The organism is Micromonospora sp. AB353 (assembly GCF_049538395.1).
GTDB lineage: Bacteria > Actinomycetota > Actinomycetes > Mycobacteriales > Micromonosporaceae > Micromonospora > Micromonospora aurantiaca.
Genome location: NZ_JBMVFV010000047.1, coordinates 26,368 through 44,750, shown reverse-complemented (window position 1 = coordinate 44,750; position 18,383 = coordinate 26,368). Strand labels below are relative to the sequence as shown.

At 71.6% G+C, this 18,383-nt stretch carries 16 protein-coding genes; 7 read left to right on the top strand and 9 right to left on the bottom strand.

Annotation, left to right across the window (positions count from 1 at the left end; translation table 11 throughout):
• Positions 1-187: 187 nt before the first annotated feature.
• The 5 genes from ACPCK6_RS19500 to ACPCK6_RS19480 all read right to left on the bottom strand — a co-directional run bounded on the left by ACPCK6_RS19500 (position 188) and on the right by ACPCK6_RS19480 (position 5,846).
• On the bottom strand, positions 188-1,216 hold the full coding sequence (locus ACPCK6_RS19500; protein ID WP_396883316.1) for an ABC transporter ATP-binding protein: 1,029 nt from the start codon (positions 1,214-1,216) through the stop codon (positions 188-190).
• The gene (locus ACPCK6_RS19495) at positions 1,200-2,237 is read right to left on the bottom strand and encodes an ABC transporter ATP-binding protein (protein WP_262015840.1); all 1,038 of its coding nucleotides are present in this window, start codon (positions 2,235-2,237) and stop codon (positions 1,200-1,202) included. The genes ACPCK6_RS19500 and ACPCK6_RS19495 overlap by 17 nt, the downstream gene beginning before the upstream one ends.
• A 6-nt stretch (positions 2,238-2,243) precedes the next feature.
• Entirely contained in the window at positions 2,244-3,200 is a 957-nt protein-coding gene (locus ACPCK6_RS19490; RefSeq protein ID WP_030269431.1) for an ABC transporter permease, read from the bottom strand.
• Positions 3,201-3,218: 18 nt separating this feature from the next.
• Positions 3,219-4,157, bottom strand: coding sequence for an ABC transporter permease (locus ACPCK6_RS19485; protein ID WP_357179320.1), 939 nt, complete (start codon positions 4,155-4,157; stop codon positions 3,219-3,221).
• A 90-nt stretch (positions 4,158-4,247) separates the two neighbouring features.
• Positions 4,248-5,846 carry a peptide ABC transporter substrate-binding protein gene (locus ACPCK6_RS19480; RefSeq protein WP_423481820.1) on the bottom strand — a complete coding sequence of 533 codons (1,599 nt, stop codon included), beginning with the start codon at positions 5,844-5,846 and terminating at the stop codon, positions 4,248-4,250.
• Positions 5,847-6,239: 393 nt separating this feature from the next.
• Here ACPCK6_RS19480 and ACPCK6_RS19475 point away from each other — a divergent pair, with 393 nt between their 5' ends.
• Both ACPCK6_RS19475 and mdh read left to right on the top strand, forming a co-directional pair.
• Positions 6,240-7,103: a bifunctional methylenetetrahydrofolate dehydrogenase/methenyltetrahydrofolate cyclohydrolase gene (locus ACPCK6_RS19475; protein ID WP_318335644.1), complete on the top strand. Its 864-nt coding sequence runs from the start codon at positions 6,240-6,242 to the stop codon at positions 7,101-7,103.
• A 98-nt stretch (positions 7,104-7,201) separates the two neighbouring features.
• On the top strand, positions 7,202-8,152 hold the full coding sequence (gene mdh, locus ACPCK6_RS19470) for a malate dehydrogenase (protein ID WP_013288499.1): 951 nt from the start codon (positions 7,202-7,204) through the stop codon (positions 8,150-8,152).
• Between the two features lie 149 nt (positions 8,153-8,301).
• Here the strand turns inward: mdh and ACPCK6_RS19465 are convergent, their stop codons facing one another.
• Complete coding sequence (locus tag ACPCK6_RS19465) at positions 8,302-9,099, bottom strand: MBL fold metallo-hydrolase (RefSeq protein WP_423481819.1); 798 nt, start codon at positions 9,097-9,099, stop codon at positions 8,302-8,304.
• Positions 9,100-9,238: 139 nt separating this feature from the next.
• Between ACPCK6_RS19465 and ACPCK6_RS19460 the strand changes: the two genes are divergently transcribed.
• Entirely contained in the window at positions 9,239-10,456 is a 1,218-nt protein-coding gene (locus tag ACPCK6_RS19460) for an NADP-dependent isocitrate dehydrogenase (RefSeq protein ID WP_174535075.1), read from the top strand.
• A gap of 312 nt (positions 10,457-10,768) precedes the next feature.
• Here ACPCK6_RS19460 and galT read toward each other — a convergent pair whose 3' ends face one another.
• The 3 genes from galT to cysC form a co-directional block, all read right to left on the bottom strand.
• A complete protein-coding gene (gene galT / locus ACPCK6_RS19455; protein ID WP_423481818.1) occupies positions 10,769-11,842 on the bottom strand; it encodes a galactose-1-phosphate uridylyltransferase in 1,074 nt (357 codons plus the stop codon).
• Complete coding sequence (locus tag ACPCK6_RS19450; RefSeq protein ID WP_396884290.1) at positions 11,839-12,627, bottom strand: DeoR/GlpR family DNA-binding transcription regulator; 789 nt, start codon at positions 12,625-12,627, stop codon at positions 11,839-11,841. Before ACPCK6_RS19450 ends, galT begins: the two co-directional genes overlap by 4 nt.
• 175 nt (positions 12,628-12,802) lie before the next feature.
• Entirely contained in the window at positions 12,803-14,332 is a 1,530-nt protein-coding gene (gene cysC / locus ACPCK6_RS19445) for an adenylyl-sulfate kinase (RefSeq protein WP_396884291.1), read from the bottom strand.
• Positions 14,333-14,818: 486 nt separating this feature from the next.
• On the opposite strand from cysC, the gene ACPCK6_RS19440 reads away from it, so the two are divergent.
• The 4 genes from ACPCK6_RS19440 to ACPCK6_RS19425 are packed head-to-tail and all read left to right on the top strand — an operon-like array spanning position 14,819 to position 18,270.
• On the top strand, positions 14,819-15,733 hold the full coding sequence (locus ACPCK6_RS19440; RefSeq protein WP_423481817.1) for an ABC transporter ATP-binding protein: 915 nt from the start codon (positions 14,819-14,821) through the stop codon (positions 15,731-15,733).
• The gene (locus ACPCK6_RS19435) at positions 15,726-16,604 is read left to right on the top strand and encodes an ABC transporter permease (protein WP_194801331.1); all 879 of its coding nucleotides are present in this window, start codon (positions 15,726-15,728) and stop codon (positions 16,602-16,604) included. Before ACPCK6_RS19440 ends, ACPCK6_RS19435 begins: the two co-directional genes overlap by 8 nt.
• Positions 16,601-17,560, top strand: coding sequence for an ABC transporter ATP-binding protein (locus ACPCK6_RS19430; protein ID WP_135241974.1), 960 nt, complete (start codon positions 16,601-16,603; stop codon positions 17,558-17,560). The genes ACPCK6_RS19435 and ACPCK6_RS19430 overlap by 4 nt, the downstream gene beginning before the upstream one ends.
• The gene (locus tag ACPCK6_RS19425) at positions 17,560-18,270 is read left to right on the top strand and encodes an ABC transporter permease subunit (RefSeq protein ID WP_262015876.1); all 711 of its coding nucleotides are present in this window, start codon (positions 17,560-17,562) and stop codon (positions 18,268-18,270) included. Before ACPCK6_RS19430 ends, ACPCK6_RS19425 begins: the two co-directional genes overlap by 1 nt.
• Positions 18,271-18,383: the final 113 nt, after the last annotated feature.

The window sequence follows — 18,383 nt, the reverse complement described above, 5'->3', positions numbered from 1 at the left end:
CTCGCGCCGCACCGGACACCGCCGCGTCGACCCGGCGGTCTCCGCCGCGAGCTGCCGTCCACCGGTACGGCGGCGCGCCTCACGCCGCCGGGCCGCCTCGGGTTCGTCCCGGGCCCGCCGTCCGCACGCGTGCCCGCATCGGAGGCCCCGCCCCCTCTTCCTCCGGGGGACGGGGCCTTCGTCGCGCTCACGCCTCGGTGCGTACCTCGGCGAAATGGCAGGCGCTGGGGTGCGGATCCGCCGCGCGGGGGACCGCCTGCGGGTCCTGCGTCGCGCAGACCTCCTCGGCCTTCCAGCAGCGGGTCCGGAAGTGGCAGCCGGACGGCGGCTCGGCCGGGCTGGGCACGTCGCCGGTGAGCCGGATGATGGTCCGCCGGTCGCGGGCCGCCGGGTCGGGCACCGGCACCGCCGACAGCAGCGCCTGGGTGTACGGGTGGGTCGCGCGCTGGTAGATCTGCTCCTCGGTGCCGATCTCCACGATCCGGCCCAGGTACATCACCGCGACCCGGTCGGAGATGTGCCGCACCACCGACAGGTCGTGGGCGATGAAGATGTACGACAGCCCCAGCTCGTCCTGGAGCTGCTCCAAGAGGTTGATCACCTGGGCCTGGATGGAGACGTCGAGGGCCGACACCGGCTCGTCGCAGACGATGATCTCGGGCCGCAGCGCGAGCGCCCGGGCGATGCCGATGCGCTGCCGCTGACCGCCGGAGAACTGGTGCGGGTAGCGGTTGACGTGCTCCGGGTTGAGCCCGACCACGTCCAGCAGCTCCTGCACCCGCTGCCGCCGGCTGCGCTTCGGTGCCGCCTCCGGGTGGATCTCGAACGGCTCGCCGATGATGTCGCCGACCGTCATGCGCGGGTTCAGCGAGGTGTACGGATCCTGCATCACCATCTGCATGTTCCGCCGCAGCCGGCGCAGGTCGGCACCGCCGGCCCGAAGCAGGTCGCGCCCCTCCAGCGTGACCCGCCCGGCGGTCGGCGTCTCCAGGCGCATGAGCAGCCGGGCCAGCGTGGACTTGCCGCACCCGGACTCGCCGACCACACCGAGCGTCTCACCGCGCCGCAGCTCGAACGAGACGCCGTCCACGGCCTTGACCTGGCCGATGGTCTTCTTGAACAGCACGCCCTGGCTGATCGGGAAATGCTTGACCAGGTGGTCGACGGCGAGGATCGTCTCGCCGCGCACCTTTGCCGGTTCAGCCGTCGCGGTCATCGTGCACCTCCTGGGCGAAGTGGCACGCGCTGGTCCGCCCGTCGGCGAGCACCAGGTCGTGCGGCACCTCGTCCACACAGACCGGCTGGACGTACGGGCACCGGGGGTGGAACGGGCAGCCGGACGGGATCGCCATCAGGTTCGGCGGCAGCCCGCGGATGCTGGACAGCGCCTGGCCGCGCACGTCCAGGCGCGGAATCGACTCCAGCAACCCCTTCGTGTACGGGTGGGCGGGCGCCCGGTACAGCGCGTGCACGTCGGCGTGCTCGACGATGCGGCCCGCGTACATGACCGCGATCCGGTCCGCCACACCGGCGACCACGCCCAGGTCGTGGGTGATCAGGACGAGCGCCATGCCGAGATCCCGGCGCAGGTCGGCGAGGAGGTCCATGATCTGCGCCTGCACGGTGACGTCCAGCGCGGTGGTGGGTTCGTCGGCGATCAGCACCTTCGGGTCCAGCGCCAGCGCCATCGCGATCATGACGCGTTGCCGCATGCCGCCGGAGAACTGGTGCGGGTAGTCACCGAGCCGCTTCGCCGCGGCCGGGATCCGGACCAGGTCCATCAGCTCGACGGTGCGCCGACGCGCGTCGGCCCGGGACATCCCGGCCCGCTCGCGCAGCGACTCGCCGATCTGCCAGCCGACCGGGAAGACCGGGTTCAACGCGGACAGCGCGTCCTGGAAGATCATCGCGATCTCGGCGCCGCGGATCTGCCGGCGTTCCTCCTCCGGCCGGGTGAGCAGATCCCGCCCCTGGTAGAGGATCTGCCCGGCGCGCACGTACGCGGGCGGGGTGTCCAGGATGCCCATGATCGCCTGGGCCGTGACGGACTTGCCGGAGCCGGACTCGCCCAGCACCGCGAGCGTCTCACCGGCGTCCAGGTGGTACGTCACCCCGTTGATCACGCGGGCCACGCCCTCCCGGGTACGGAACTCGACGTGCAGGTCCCGTACCTCCAGCAGGTGCCCGCCGGGTGGGGTGGGTGAGGCCGGCGTGGGCCGGACCGACGACTGGGTCATGGGTTGTCACCGCAGCTTCGGGTCGAAGGCGTCGCGGATCGCGTCGCCGAGCATGATGAAGGCGAGCACGGTCAGGGCGAGGAACGTCGACGGCACGATCAGCGGCGTCGCCGACTCCCGCATGTGCACCCGGCCGGCGTCGATGTCGATGCCCCACGAGATGGTCGGCGCCTTCAGCCCGATGCCGAGGAAGCTCAGCGTCGCCTCGGCCGCGATGAACGACCCGAGCGCGATGGTGAGCACCACGATGGCCGGGGCGAGCGCGTTCGGCAGGATGTGCCGCCACATGATCCGGCCGTTGCCGGCCCCGAGCATCCGGGCGGCCGCCACGTAGTCCTGCTCCCGGGCGGTGATCACCGAGGAGCGGACCACCCGGGCCGCCGTGGTCCACCCGAGCAGCGCCAGGACGAGGATCACGGCGAACAGCCGTACCGTCTCGCCGCTGGTGCTCACCCGCTTGAGCAGCACGATCGCGGCGAGCAGCAGCGGGATGCCGAGCACGATGTCGATCACCCGGGACAGCACCGCGTCGACCCACCCGCCGAAGTAGCCGGCGAGCATGCCGACGACGAGGGCGATCACGCCGGTGATCAGCGCGGAGAACGCGCCCACGAGCAGCGAGGCGCGGGCGCCGTAGACGGCTCTGGCGAACGTGTCGCAGCCCTGGAAGTCGTACCCGAAGATGGCCCCGCCGGACGGCCCGGCGTGCTGCCGCGACAGCACGCAGTCGCGCGGGTCGTTGGCGGCGAACAGTCCCGGCGCCACGGCCATCGCGGCGACCAGCACCACCAGGAGCAGGCTGATCCAGAAGACCGGGTTACGACGCAGATCCCGCCACGCGTCCCCGGCCAGGCTGCGGGCCCGGTCCGGCCGCCCGGCCCGCCCGGGCGTGCCCGGTTCGCCTGACACGCCGCGCCGCGCGGCCTGGTTCTCGGTCGCCGCCACCGTCTCGAAGTCGCTCACTGCGGCACCTCGCTGCGCTCACTCATAGCGGATCCTCGGGTCGAGGACGGCGTAGAGCACGTCCACCACCAGGTTGGACAGCAGGTAGACCACGACGAGCACGCTGACGATGCCGACGACGAGCGGGCCGTCCTCGGTGCGGATGCCGCGGAACAGGTTGAAGCCGACGCCCGGGACGTTGAACACGCCCTCGGTGATGATCGCGCCGCCCATCAGGTTGCCCAGCTCGACGCCGAGGAAGGTGACCACCGGGATGAGCGAGTTGCGCAGCACGTGCACACCGACGATGCGGCGTCGCCGCAGGCCCTTGGAGCGGGCGGTGCGGACGTAGTCGGCGCGCAGGTTCTCGGTCACCGAGGTACGGGTCAGCCGCAGCGCGGTGGCCAGCGACAACGAGCCGAGCACGATGCCGGGGAGCAGCAGCGCGTAGAAGGAGGGCTGCGCTCCGGCGGTGGGCGGGAAGACCGGCCAGCGTACGCCGAGGAAGTACTGCGCCAGCGGGGCCAGCACGATGGTGGGGATGCCGAGCACCAGCAGCGTGAGCACGAGCGTGGCGTGGTCGAACACGCCGGAGCGGCGGATCGCCGCGATCACGCCGGCGGTGACCCCGAAGATCACCGTCACGGCCATCGCGATCACGGCGAGCTTCACGGTGACCGGCCAGGCGGCGGCGAGGATGTCGCTGATCTGCCGCCCGGTCAGCGACTGCCCGAGGTCACCCTGGACCAGGCCGCCCAGGTAGTCGAAGTAGCGGTAGAAGAAGCCGCCGACACCCGTCGCGTCCAGGTGGTACTTCTCGGTCAGGTAGGCCCGCTGCGCGGCGGTCACCGGCCGCTCCCCGGCGAGGGCCTGGATCGGGTCGCCCTGCCCGGCGAACATCAACGCGTAGACGATCAGCGTGGTCCCGAAGAAGGCGAGGACCATCTGGAGCAGTCGCCGCAGGATGAAGCGGAGCATGCTGGCAAGTCTGCCGAAAACGGGCGAAATGCGGGCCAATGCGAGGGCCGGGCCACCCGGTGGGGGGTGGCCCGGCCCGTCAGCGGGGTGTCAGGCGCGTTCGATCTTCAGCAGGTCCACCCGGTCGAAGAGGTCCACGTGGACGTTCTTGACCTTGGTCGAGTGGCCGAAGTTGTTCTGCCCGTACCGCAGCGGGATCACCGGCATGTCCTGCGCGAGCAGGTCCTCCGCCGCCTGGTACTTCTTGATCGCCTCGTCCTCGGTCGCCGCGCGGGCGCCCTCGGCGAGCAGCTTGTCGAACTCCGGGTTGCTGTAGCCGTAGTAGTTCGACGAGCCGGTGGTGCTGTACAGCGGGCCGAGGTAGTTCTCCATGGACGGGTAGTCCATGACCCAGCCCATCCGGAACAGGCCGACCGGCTGCTTCTGCTTGAGCTTGGTCAGCAGGTCCGCGAACTTCGGCTCGGCGGTGCCCACGCACTCCACGCCCAGGTTGGCCTTGAGCTGGTTGCAGGTGGCGTCGATCCAGTCCTTGTGGCCGCCGTCGCCGTTGTAGGACAGCTCGATCTTCTTCGGGCCGCCCGCGGCCTCGTACATGGCCTTGGCCTTGACCGGGTCGAACGCGCCCGCCGTGCCGATGGTGTTCTCCCGGTAGCCGGCGACCACCGGCGAGACGAACGAGCGGGCCGGCTGCTGCGAGTCCTTGAAGATCGACTTGGTGATCTCGTCCCGGTCGATCGCCATCGAGATCGCCTTGCGCACCTCGGGCTTGCTGAACTCCTCCTGGAACGTCGGGAAGGCCAGCACCTGCAGCGACGAGGCCGGGCTCTGCTGGAAGCGGTCACCCAGGTCGGTCGCGGCGGTCGACAGGTTCTCGGTCGGGATCGTCTTGATCACGTCGAGGTTGTCCGACAGCACGTCCGCGTACGCCGCGGTCGGCTGCTGGTAGATGCGGAACTCGACGCCGCCGACCTTGGGCTGCTGGCCCGGGAACGCGTCGTAGCGCTCCACCTCGACCTTGGCGTCGTGCTGCCAGCTGCCCTTCATCTTGAACGGGCCCTGGCCGATCGGCGCCTGCTCGTAGCCCTCGGCGAGCACGCCCGGGGCGGAGAAGGCCGCCTTGGGCAGCGGGTAGAAGGCGGTGTAGCCGAGCATGGACTTGAAGTCCACGTACGGCTGGCTGAGCGTCACGGTGAAGGTCAGGTCGTCGACCTTCTTCAGGCCGCTCATCGTCGTCGCCTTCGGCTTCTCGCCCTGGAGGTCGTCGTAGCCGGCCACCTTCTCGAAGAAGTAGCTGGAGTTCTGGCCGTTCGGCGCGTACGCACCGTAGTTCCAGGCGTCGATGTAGTTGTCGGCGGTGACCTTCTCGCCGTTGTGGAACGTGTAGCCGGGCTTCAGCTTGATCGTCCAGACCTTGTTGTCGGACGTCGTCACCGAGTCGGCTGCCACCTCGTGCGGCTTGTTCGCCTCGTCGTAGTCGACGAGCGGGCTGAACAGGGCCGACAGGACCTGGGAGCCGCTCGTCTCGTTGGTGTTTGTCGGCACGAGGTGCTGCGGCTCGGCGATCTCGATCCGCACGGCCGCGTCGGAGTCGCCGGCACCGCCGCCGCCACCGCCCGAGCCGCAGGCCGTCAGGCCCAGCGTCACCGCGAGCGGGAGCGCGGCCCAGGCCGCGAGCCTACGAACACGCATTGGGGGTCTCCTCATCTCCTCACGCTGCGCGGTCGTCCCGACGCTGGGTGACTCTGCGCAACGAGCGGTAACGGTAGGTCGCGATTCAGCTCGTCGACAACTGTGGCGTGGTCAACTGATGACGGATCGTGTTCGGCGAGCCTTGCCGCTGCTGTCCGCGCGTGCTAAACCCCGCCCCAAGCTGGCCTTTTATTCGCCCCTGGTGGTCCGTTCGAGGCCCGGTCGGGTGCGTATGCGACGTCCGGCCCGCCTGTCCGGTCCCTGTCCGTCCGGGCGCGTCAGGGCCGCAGTGTCACGGTGACTGGTCACTCTCCGTGAGTTAGGGCACGTTGCGGAGCGTGATCGTCGGCCGTCGTCGTCCGGGCCCGGCCACGGGCGTGAGACGATCACGACGTGACGGCGACGATCCTGGACGGCAAGGCCACCGCGGCGGAGATCAAGGACGAGCTACGGGCCCGGGTCAAGGCGCTCGCGGAACGCGGCATCACCCCCGGCCTGGGCACCGTGCTGGTCGGGGAGGACCCCGGCTCCCAGGCGTACGTCAACGGCAAGCACCGCGACTGCGCCGAGGTCGGCATCGCCTCGCTGCGGGTCACGCTGCCCGCGGACGCCACCCAGGAGCAGCTCGACGCGGCGCTGGCCGAGCTGAACGCCGACCCGGCCTGCCACGGCTACATCGTCCAGCTCCCGCTCCCCGGGCACCTCGACACCCAGCGCGCGCTGGAGTCGATCGACCCGGACAAGGACGCCGACGGGCTGCACCCGGTCAACCTGGGCCGGCTCGTCCTCGGGTACGACGCGCCGCTGCCCTGCACCCCGCGCGGCATCGTGGAGCTGCTGCGCCGGCACGACGTGCCGCTGCGCGGCGCGAACGTGGCCGTCGTCGGCCGGGGCAACACGGTCGGCCGCCCGCTGGGCCTGCTGCTGACCCGGCGCAGCGAGAACGCCACAGTGACGCTCTGCCACACCGGCACGCTCGACCTGGCCGCGCACACCCGCGCCGCCGACGTCGTGATCGTCGCCGCCGGCGTGCCCGGGCTGCTCACCGCCGACATGATCAACCCGGGCGCGACGGTGGTGGACGTCGGGATCACGCGGGTCATCGGCGAGGACGGCAAGGGCCGCTACACCGGCGACGTGGACCCGGAAGTCGCCGAGGTCGCCGGCAAGCTGGTGCCGATGCCCGGCGGCGTCGGTCCGATGACCCGGGCGATGCTGCTGACGAACGTGGTCGAACGGGCCGAGCGGACCGCCTGACACCCACCCAGGTCATAACCGTCCGCCCCTGACCCGATCGGTGCCAGGATGGCTGATACGGTCCGGAAAACCGACTGGTATCAGGGAGTGGGACGACCATGGGTAAGAAGGTCACTGTCGTCGGCGCCGGCTTCTACGGCTCGACCACCGCACAGCGCCTGGCCGAGTACGACGTCTTCGACACCGTCGTGATCACCGACATCGTGGAGGGCAAGCCGGCGGGTCTCGCGCTCGACCTCAACCAGTCCCGCGCGGTCGAGGGCTTCGAGACCAAGGTCGTGGGCGTCACCACCGGCCCGAACGGCGAGGGCTACGAGGCCATCGAGGGCTCGGACGTCGTCGTCATCACCGCCGGCCTGCCGCGCAAGCCGGGCATGAGCCGGATGGACCTGCTGGAGACCAACGCCAAGATCGTCCGGCAGGTCGCCGAGAACGTCGCCAAGTACGCTCCGAACGCCGTCGTCATCGTGGTGTCGAACCCGCTCGACGAGATGACCGCGCTGGCCCAGCTCGCTACCCAGTTCCCGAAGAACCGGGTGCTCGGCCAGGCCGGCATGCTGGACACCGCCCGCTTCACCAACTTCGTCGCCGAGGCGCTGAGCGTACCGGTGAAGTCGGTACGGACCCTGACGCTCGGCTCGCACGGCGACACGATGGTCCCGGTGCCGTCGAAGAGCACCGTGAACGGCAAGCCGCTGCGTGACGTCATGCCGGCCGAGCAGATCGAGGAGCTGGTCGTCAAGACCCGCAACGGTGGCGCCGAGGTCGTCGCGCTGCTCAAGACCGGTTCGGCGTACTACGCCCCGTCCGCCGCCGCGGCCCGGATGGCGAAGGCCGTCGCCGAGGACTCCGGCGCCGTCATGCCGGTCTGCGCCTGGGTCGACGGCGAGTACGGCATCTCCGGCGTCTACCTGGGCGTCGAGGCCGAGATCGGCGCCGAGGGCGTGAAGCGGGTCGTCGAGACCGACCTGGACGCCGACGAGCTGGCCGCGCTGAAGGAGGCCGCCGAGGCCGTCCGCGCCAAGCAGGGCGACGTCGCCAGCATGTGACGCCCGTCCCACAGCGTCGAAGGCCCGCCCGCCGTTCTCCCCGCTCCTCCCCGCTCCTCCCCGCTCTCCCCGCTCTCCCCGCTCCTCCCGGTTCTCCCCGTCGATCATGAGGTTGACGGCGTATTCGATCTCCAATTCCGCCGCCAACCTCATGATCGACCCGGTCCGGGGTGGGGGGTGAAGGGAGCGGTCAGGTGGGGGGTGGCCAGGACGGCGGGGGAGAGGGTTGCCAGCAGGGTCGTGCGGGAGTGGCGGGCTTCGTCCGGGTCCACCTCGTGGGCGTACGCCAGCGCCGGGTCGACCAACTGGATCGCGTGCACGAGCAGGTCGCCGGTGATCAGGAGACGCTCGTCGTCCGCCTCGACCAGCACCGACTGGTGACCCGGCGTGTGGCCGGGGGTGTGCAGCAGCCGTACCCCCGGGGTGAGGTGCGTCTCGCCGTCGACCACCCGCAGCCGGCCGGCGGCGCGCAACGGCGTCAGCAGCCGGGCCGGCAGTTCCGGGTGGAACAGCTCCAGCGCGTCCACCTCGGCGCGCTGGATCAGGTGGTCCGCGTTCGGAAACAGCGCGCCGGCCCAGCCCACGTGGTCCGTGTGCAGGTGGGTGAGGACCACCGTGCGGACGTCGGCCGGATCGATCCCGGCGGCGGCCAGCTCGGCCGGCAGCCGGCCCGGCACCGGCGCCCAGCTCGCGGCGAGCGAGTCGGCCGGGCCGATACCGGCGTCGACAAGCGTGACCGGCCCGTCGCCGGCCCGCACCGCGAACGCGCGGAACCGCAGCCACCACCTGCAGTCGTCGGTGACGGCACCCGGATCGAGCCGGTCGGCAGCCGCCCACTGCGCCTGGGTGGCACCGGGAAACGCCTCGCCGCGGGGCTGGAAGAAGGGCCCCTCGCCGTCGGCGATCGCGGTGACCGTGATAGACCCGATGGTGCGGCTGCGCGGCATCGGACGATGATGCCAGCGGCCCGAGGCGCGGCGCAGCCCGCTTTTCCGGCGGCCCACCCGGGCCGCCTGGGGACTGCCGGCCAGTTTCCAGTACGCTCGTACTGCTTGAGCACGTGTCCCCCGAGAGGAGCGCCGGCCGATGGCGAAGATCAAGGTAAACAACCCGGTCGTGGAGATCGACGGCGACGAGATGACCCGGATCATCTGGAAGCAGATCCGGGAGCAGCTGATCCTGCCCTACCTCGACGTCGACCTGCACTACTACGACCTGTCGATCCAGCACCGTGACGCCACCGACGACCAGGTCACCGTTGACGCCGCCAACGCCATCAAGGAGCACGGCGTCGGCGTCAAGTGCGCCACCATCACCCCGGACGAGGCCCGGGTGGAGGAGTTCGGCCTGAAGAAGATGTGGCGGTCGCCGAACGGCACCATCCGCAACATCCTCGGCGGCGTGGTCTTCCGCGAGCCGATCATCATGTCGAACGTGCCGCGGCTCGTCCCGGGCTGGACCAAGCCGATCATCATCGGCCGCCACGCGCACGGCGACCAGTACAAGGCCACCGACTTCGTCGTCCCCGGCCCCGGCACGGTGACCATCACCTACACCCCGGCCGACGGCGGCACCCCGATGGAGATGGAGGTCGCCAACTTCCCCGGCGGTGGCATCGCCATGGGCATGTACAACTACGACGAGTCGATCCGGGACTTCGCCCGCGCCTCGTTCCGGTACGGCCTGGACCGCAACTACCCGGTCTACATGTCCACCAAGAACACCATCCTCAAGGCGTACGACGGCCGGTTCAAGGACATCTTCGCCGAGGTGTTCGAGAACGAGTTCAAGGCCGAGTTCGAGGCCGCCGGCCTCACCTACGAGCACCGGCTGATCGACGACATGGTCGCCGCCGCGCTCAAGTGGGAGGGCGGGTACGTCTGGGCCTGCAAGAACTACGACGGTGACGTGCAGTCCGACACCGTCGCGCAGGGCTTCGGCTCGCTCGGCCTGATGACCTCGGTGCTGCTCTCCCCGGACGGCCGCACCGTCGAGGCCGAGGCCGCCCACGGCACCGTCACGCGGCACTACCGGCAGTACCAGAAGGGCGAGAAGACCTCGACCAACCCGATCGCCTCGATCTACGCCTGGACCCGGGGCCTGGCCCACCGGGGCAAGCTGGACGGCACCCCGGCGGTCACCGAGTTCGCGAACACGCTGGAGAAGGTCATCGTGGACACCGTCGAGGGCGGCCAGATGACCAAGGACCTCGCGCTGCTCATCTCGCGGGACGCCCCGTGGCTGACCACCGACGAGTTCATGAACGCGCTCGACGAGAACCTGGCGCGCAAGCTCGCCGCCTGACGTGCAAGGAAGGGCCCCTTCTTAACGCCTCGCGTTGTAGAAGGGGCCCTTTTTAACACCTCAGACCCGCCGGGACGGCGTGACCTCGTTCGGTGCGCCCTCGTTGACAGGGTGGACGAGATGCCAGTCGCGTCCATGAGGGTGGGCCGTGGCCGCGCGTCGGCCGGCTGACCTTCGAGGCTGCTGAGCGCAGCCAGCCGTCCCTTCCCTGCGGGGGGCCCTGTCCCGGGCCCCCCGCGCCCCATGCTCCGGTCACGGCTGTTAAGAAGGGGCCCTTCCTCTACCGCAGGCGTTAATAAGGGGCCCTTCCTTTCATGCGGTGCGGAGCAACTCGGCGGCGCGTTCCGGGGCGATGTCGTTGATGAACACGCCCATGCCGGACTCCGACCCGGCCAGGTACTTCAGCTTGTCCTTGGCCCGCCGGATGCTGAACAGCTGAAGGTGCAGGTGGCCCAGCTCCCTGTCGATCCGTACCGGCGCCTGGTGCCACGCCGCGATGTACGGCATCGGCAGGTCGAACAGCCCGTCGAAGCGGCGCAGCAGATCCAGGTAGAGCGGCCCGAAGGCGTCCCGCTCGGCGTCGTCGAGCGCCGGGATGTCCGGCACCGGCCGGTGCGGCGCCACGTGCACCTCGAACGGCCAGCGCGCCGCCGCCGGGACGTACGCGGTCCAGTGCTCGTTGCTCGTCACCACCCGGTCCCCGGAGGCGCGTTCGGTGGCCAGCACGTCGGCGTAGAGGTTGCCCCCGGTGCGGTCGGCGTACCGGCGGGCGGCGGCCAGCATGGTGCGGGTGCGCGGCGTCACGAACGGGTACGCGTAGATCTGCCCGTGCGGGTGGTGCAGCGTCACCCCGATCTCCACGCCCCGGTTCTCGAACGGGAAGACCTGCTCCACGCCGGGCAGCGCGCTCAGTGCCGTGGTGCGGTCGGCGAGCGCGTCGAGCACCGTCCGCACCCGCTGCGGAGAGAGGCGGGCGAACGAGGCGTTGTGGTCGTCGGTGAAGCAGACCACCTCGCACTTTCCACGTCCGGGGCGTACCGGGGTGAAGGGCGTGATCTCGGCCGGCTCGTCGGCCACCCGCTGGCTCAGCGACGGGAACCGGTTCTCGAAGACCACCACGTCGTAGTCGGGCGCCGGGATCTCGCTGTGCCGCTCGCCCCGGGACGGGCAGAGCGGGCACTGGTCGGCCGGGGGCAGGAACGTGCGGGTCTGCCGGTGCACCGCCACCGCCACCCACTCGTCGGTCAGCGGGTCGTACCGCAGTTGCGAGGCGGGCGGGGGAGGGGGCAGATCCCGCCGGTCCGGCTGGTCGCGGACCGCGTCGTCCCGCTCGTCGAAGTAGATCAGCTCGCGGCCGTCGGCCAGCGCGATCTGCGTACGCTTCACTCCGCCCCCCTCGTCGTGGGCACCGTCACCAGCTCACCCACCCTGTCGTCGAGTACCCGTCGGGCCTCGGGTGCCAACCGGTCGTCGGTGACCAGCACGTCCGCCGCCTCCAGCGGCACGATCGACGAGATGCCGACGGTGCCCCACTTGGTGTGGTCGGCGAGCACCACGAGCCGGTCCGCCGCGGCTACGAGCGCCCGGTTCGTGTCCGCCTCCATCAGATTGGGCGTGGTGAAACCGGCCCGTTCGCTGATCCCGTGCACGCCCAGAAAGAGCAGGTCCAGGTGCAGCGCGGCGATCGCGGCCACGGCGAGCGGGCCGACGAGCGCGTCCGACGGTGTGCGGACGCCGCCGGTGAGGACCACGGTCTGGTCCGGCCGCCCGCCGACGTGCAGGGCCTCCGCGACCGGCAGCGAGTTGGTGACCACGGTGAGGCCGGGCACGTCGACCAGCCGCTGGGCCAGCTCGGCGGTGGTGGTGCCGGCGGAGAGCGCGATGGCGGCGCCGGGCCGGACCAGTCCCGCGGCGTACTCGGCGATGGCGGCCTTCTCGGCGGACTGGCGGACGGACTTGGCGTGGAAGCCGGGTTCGTCGGTCGAGCCGGGACCGGCCGGCGTCGCACCACCGTGCACCTTGGCGAGCAGTCCCTGCTCGTGCAGCGTGTCCAGGTCGCGCCGGATGGTCATGTCGGAGACGCCGAACTCGGCCGCCAGCTCGGTGACCCGGACGCCACCGGCGCGGCGCAGTCGTTCCAGGATTGCCGTCTGCCGCTGCCGCGCCAGCATCCCCGGCTCACCTCCGCGCCTCACCGACCGCGCAGGCACTCCACGCGGTCGAACGTGTTCCAACAAAGACGAACACTACCGCGCAGCAACGGGCGATGCGAGACCGCCGCCGTCCGGAAGGCCGGACGACGGCGGTCGAGGTGCGCGCAGGCCGGACGCGTCCGGCGGTCGGGGGTCAGGCGGGCTGGAGGCGGGGCTCCACCCAGCCGGTCTCGGTCAGGTGCTCCATCACCTTCCCGATGGCCTCCTCGACGCTCAGATCCGAGGTGTCCACCACCAGGTCGGCGTCGGTGGGCTCCTCGTACGGGTCGTCGATGCCGGTCATCCCGGTGATCAGGCCGGCCCGGGCGCGGGCGTACAGGCCCTTGCGGTCGCGCTGCTCGCAGACCGCCAGCGGCGTCGCCACGTGGACCAGCAGGAACCCCGCCCCGGCCGTCTCGGCCATCTCCCGGGCGGTGGCGCGGGCCGCCGCGTACGGCGCGATCGGGCAGCAGATGCCGACGCCCCGGTGCCGGGCGATCTCCGCGGCCACCCAGCCGATCCGGCGTACGTTGAGATCCCGGTCGGCCTTGCTGAACCCCAGCCCGGCGGAGAGTTCCCGCCGCACCACGTCGCCGTCGAGCAGCGTGATCGTACGGTCGCCCTGCTCGCGGAGCACGTCGGCCAGCCCGCGGGCGATGGTCGACTTGCCCGAGCCGGACAGGCCGGTCAGGAAGATCACCAGACCTCGGTGCCGCCGCGGCGGGCGCGCCCGGGTCAGTTCCTTCGCCACCGCCGGCGGCGTGTGCCACTCGGGCAGCGGGAAACCCCGGTCCAGCAGGTCGTCGATCTCCCGCGTGCTCAGCGCCAGCCGCCGGTTGCGCGGCGGGATGTCCTCCCGCCAGCGCCACTGCCCGTCCCGGTTGTCGTAGGCCAGCTCGCGCGGCACCAGCACCCGCAGGCCGGCGCCGGAGAGCATGCCCTCGGTGGACAGCAGGTGGGTCACCCCGTACGCGGCGGCGACCCGCGCCCGCAGCAGCGCGTCGCTGATCTCGTCGCGCCGCCGGGCCAGCGGCACCGCCACCAGCGTCGCCGGGGGCATCCGGTCGCGCGCGGCGAACACGCTGCGCACCAGCGCCTCGGCCGGCAGTCCGGCGATCGACTCCTCGCCGATCGGGATCATCACCAGCAGGTGCGCGCCGAGCGTACGGGCCGCGTGCGCGATCTGCGCCAGCTGCGGCCGGTGCAGCGGACGGTCGGCGAACACGCCGAGCACCCGGCCCGGCGGCAGCAGTCCGCGTACCTCGTCGGGGCCGCGCCGCAGCCGCTGGAACGGCCCGTGGCCGCCGTCGCCCAGGCGGCGTACCGCGCCACCGACACCCACCATGCCCTCGCGGCCCGGCCAGACGTCGGTCACGTCCATCGCCGCCACCGGTGCGCCCTCGCCGTCGGTGAGCACCACCGCCCGGCGGGCCGGGTCGGCCGGGTCCAAGCCGTCGGCGAGCGCCGCCGGCACCTGGAGCGTCACCGGCACCGGCCATGGCGTGCCGTCGGCCAGCCGGCCGCGCCGGTTCAGCGAGGCCAGGTCGGCCCGGCTCATGAAACCGGTGAGCGGTGCGTACGCCCCACTCAGCAACAACTGGAGATCGGCCAGCTCAGCGGGTCTGGGCGCGTACGACGGCGCATCCCGCAGAACGTCCTCGGGCAGCAGCCACCCGTTGCTCATCGAACCCCCAACTCGCCGGCCGGCACACAGTTTCGCAGCCCACCGGCGATCGGTCGAGAGCGCCACCCGCCTCCCGGTGATCGCGTGTCCGGCGACCGTGCCGAGGACGAACCGGGGTCACCGAATCCTTACCGGCGGGCCGCCGCCGGTCGATCGTGCGAACGGCTGCCGGAGCGCGCCGACCGGCCGAGCGCGCGGTCCCGTATCCGGCGGGCCGCGCGACGGAGCCGGGACGGGAGCCGGCACGAGTCCTCCACCCGGCGCAGCGGCTGGCCCGGACGCGCACCTCTGACTCCGCCCGCCGGCGCAAGTCCGCCACGCGGCCCCCGATCCGCCTCACACGCTGACGGCTGCCCGCGCGGTCGCCGCCCCGCTCCCACCGCCCAGGGACCGGCGGCCACCTAGGGGCCGCGGCGGCCGAGGATCAGGGGATCGCAGGGGTCAGGAGAGACTCCGGCGAGGCACCGGAGTTCTACGCTGAACGGCGTGACACTGCTCGCGACCGAGTCGCTGACCAAGACGTACGGAGGCCGGGTCACCGCGTTGACCGACCTCACCGTGTCGGTCGAGCCGGGGATCATCGGGCTGGTGGGCGCGAACGGCGCCGGCAAGTCCACTCTGATCAAGATCCTGCTGGGTCTGCTCCCGCCGACCAGCGGCCGGGTACAGGTGCTCGGCCTCGACCCCACCACCGATCCCGCCGCGGTCCGCGCCCGGGTCGGCTACATGCCCGAGCACGACGCCCTCCCGCCCGACCTGTCCGCCGCCGAACTGGTCACCCACCTGGGCCGGATCAGCGGGCTGCCGCGCACCGTCGCCCGCGAGCGGGCCTCCGAGGCGCTGCGTCACGTCGGTCTGCACGAGGAGCGGCACCGGGCCGTCGGCGGCTACTCCACCGGCATGAAGCAGCGGGTCAAGCTCGCCCAGGCGCTCGTACACGATCCCGATCTGCTGTTGCTCGACGAGCCGACGAACGGCCTCGACCCGGCCGGCCGGGACGCCATGCTCGCGCTGATCCATCGGATCGGCACCGAGTTCGGCATCTCGGTGGTGGTCTGCTCGCACCTGCTCGGCGAGGTGGAGCGGATCTGCGACACGCTCGTCGCCATCGACGGCGGCCGGCTGCTGCGCGCCGACCGGGTGTCCGCCATGACCACCGCCACCGACGTGCTCGCCGTCGAGGTGAGCGAGGGCACCGAGGAACTGGCCGCCCGGCTCACCGCGCTCGAACTGCCGGTGACCCGCGACGGGCGGCTGCTGCTCGTCCCGCTCGCCGACGACGCCACCTACGACCAGATCCTCGGCGCGGTCGCCGAGCTGGACCTGCCGCTGCACCGGCTGGACCAGCGGCGGCACCGGGTGGCCGAACTCTTCGCCGCGAGGGAGCCCAGCCATGTCTGACGCGACCGGGGTCATCCACGACATCGGCTACCAGCGCTACACCGGCCCGCGGCTCGGCCGCCGGCAGGTCTTCGGCGCGCTCTACCTGCACGGCGTGCGTACCGTCTTCGGCCTGGGCCGCAGCGCCAAGGCCAAGATCTTCCCGTGGCTGGTCGTCTCCGTGGTCACAGTGGTGGCCGCCGGGGTCACCGCGGTGCGCAGCCAGATCGGCGAGGTGGTGATGACGTACGCCCAGTTCGCCGACGCGATGAGCTGGCTGGTCATCTTCTTCGCCGCGGTGGCCGCGCCCGAGCTGGTCTCCCGCGACCTGCGCAGCGGCGTGCTGCCGCTGTACTTCTCCCGGCCGCTGCCGCGCGGCGACTACGCCCTGTCCAAGCTGCTGGCGCTCGTCACCGCGCTCTGGCTGCTGCTCGGCGGCCCGCAGCTGGTGATGTTCCTCGGCGCCGCGTTCACCACGAAGCGGGGCATCGGCGGGGTGTGGGACGAACTGCTCGACCTGCTGCCCGGGCTGCTCTACGCCGGGCTGTGGGCGGTGGTGTTCGCCTCGATCGCCCTGCTCGTCGCCTCGCTCACCGGCAAGCGCGCGTTCGCCGCCGGCGGCATCGTGGCGGTCTTCCTGATGACCACGCCGGTCGTGGGCGTGCTGTCCATCCTGCCCTCGCAGACGATCAACGAGCTGGCCTTCGTGGCCTCCCCGCCGACGCTCGTCGGGGGCGTGGGCAACTGGGCGCTCGGCGACCGGCTGACCCAGGGACGGGGCGGCATGCCGATCGGCGACTTCGGGCCGGTCTACGCCGTGGTCGCCGTGCTGCTGGTCGCCGCCTGCGTCAGCCTGCTGCTCCTGCGATACCGGAAGGTGGCCGCCCGATGACGGCGATCAGCACCCAGTCGACGGCCGGCGCGCCCGCCGCCGCGACGAGCACGCTCGACCTGGCCGGCGTCTCCCGCTGGTACGGCAACGTGGTGGCGGTGAACGACGTCACCATGCGGCTCGGCCCCGGCGTGACCGGCCTGCTCGGCCCCAACGGCGCCGGCAAGACCACGCTGCTGCACATGATGGCGGGCTTCCTGTCCCCGTCGCGGGGGACCGTGACGCTGGACGGGGAGCCGACCTGGCGCAACCCTGCCGTCTACCGGCGGCTGGGCCTGGTCAGCGAGCGCGAGGCGGTGCACACGTTCCTCAGCGCGTACGAGTTCGTGCTCGCCAGCGCCAAGCTGCACCGGCTGCCCGACCCGGAGGCCGCCACGAAGCGGGCGATCGAGCTGGTCGAGATGGAGGACGCGCAGACCCGGCGGATCGGCACCTACTCCAAGGGCATGCGGCAGCGCACCCGGGTCGCCGCCGCGCTCGTGCACGACCCGCAGGTGCTGCTGCTCGACGAGCCGTTCAACGGGATGGACCCGCGCCAGCGGCTGCACATGATGGCGCTGCTGCACCGGCTCGGCGACGCGGGGCGGACCATCCTGTTCAGCTCGCACATCCTGGAGGAGGTCGAGCAGGTCTCCGGCACGGTCCAGGTGATGGTGGCCGGCCGGCTCGCCGCCTCCGGCGACTACCGGACCATCCGCCGCCTGATGACCAACCGGCCGCACGTGTTCGCGGTCCGCTCCACCGACGACCGGGCGCTGGCGGTGGCGCTGATGGCCGAGGCGTCGGTCTCCGGCGTCGAGCTGGACCGCACCGGCCTGACCGTCAAGGCCGGCGACTACGGCGCGTTCACCCGGGCACTGCCCCGGATCGCGCTCCGGCACGGCATCCGGGTCCGGCAGCTGCTGCCGGAGGACGAGTCGCTGGAGAGCGTCTTCTCGTATCTGGTGGAGGCATGATGTCGACAGTGACCTGGATCACCGCGCGTGGCCTGTTCGGCCGGAGCCGGTTCCTCATGCTGTTGCCGTTGCCGCTGGTCCTGATCGGCCTGGCGGTGCTCTGCCGGTCGCTCGGCGTCGACCCGGGCCAGTGGGGACCGCCGGTCCTCGTCGGCCTCGGCCTCGCGGTGGTGCTGCCGGTGGTGGCGCTGATCGTGGGCACCGGCGTGCTCGGCGCGGAGATCGACGACGGCACCGTCGTGCACATCCTCACCAAGCCGCTGCCGCGCTGGCAGATCGTGCTGCCGAAGCTGGCGGTCGCGGCCGGCGTCACAGCGGTCACCGTCGGTGTCCCGATCTACGTCGCGGGCGTGCTCGCCGATTCGGTACGCCTCGGACTCGCTCTGGTCGCCGCCTCGGCGGCGGGCGCTCTGGCGTACTCGGCGCTGTTCCTGGCGTTGAGCCTGGTGACCCGGCGGCCGGTGCTGCTCGGCCTGGTCTACGTGCTGATCTGGGAGGGGCTGCTGGGCCGGTTCGTCGGCGGCACCCGGGTGCTGTCGATCCAGCAGTGGGTGATCGCCCTGGCCGACCGGATGGCGCCGACGCCGCTGCTCGGCACCACCGTCTCGGTGCCGGTCGCGGCGGTGCTCACCGGGCTGGTGGCGGTCGGGTTCACCGTGCTGGCGATCGACCGCCTGCGCTCGTTCAGCGTGGCCGGCGAGACGAGCTGAACCGGGTGCGGGATCCGTTTTCCGGTGTGGACGCCGGAAAACGGGTTCCGCCCCGCCGTGTCCGGTCTGCTAGTTTGCGGCGGCTACGAACACCGACACGGGGAGACACATTG